This window comes from Ruegeria sp. AH12, assembly GCF_056541465.1.
On the sequence record NZ_JBQFYL010000240.1, the window covers coordinates 1 to 500 of the forward strand.

General features: G+C 59.4%; 1 pseudogene. It reads left to right on the forward strand.

Going from position 1 to position 500, the window contains the following annotated elements:
* Nucleotides 1-67: 67 nt before the first annotated feature.
* A pseudogene (locus ACR0EL_RS22845) lies at nucleotides 68-500 on the forward strand (tol-pal system protein); the annotation flags it as partial.

A 500-nucleotide genomic window follows, 5' to 3' on the forward strand; every position in this document is an offset into this window, starting at 1 on the left:
GAGGATTGCTATTCCAAAAACCGCCGCGCGGTGACGGTGCTGACCGGCTCAACCTTGGGGTAAGATGATGCGAATTGCAGGATTGGTTCTGGCGGCGGTCGTGACCGTCGCTGGTGTGGCACAGGCTCAGGATCAGCAGACTTTGGCGGATATCCGTCAGGAGCTGACGGTGCTTCACGTGGAAATCCAACGCCTCAAGCGCGAGTTTTCAACCACTGGGTCCCCCGCGCCAAACCTGTCCGGCAGTTCCGTGCTTGAGCGCGTTGATGCGATCGAGGCAGAATTGCAGCGCCTGACACGCCAGACCGAGCAGTTGAACCAACGGGTGCAGAATGTCGTGACCGATGGCACCAACCGTATCGGTGATTTGGAGTTTCGTCTGGTTGAACTTGAAGGCGGTGATCTGAGCGCGCTGGGCGAAACCTCAACGCTGGGTGGTGAGACATCGACCGATGTGGCTGTGGCACCCACCCCCAACCCTACGCAACCCACGGTCACTG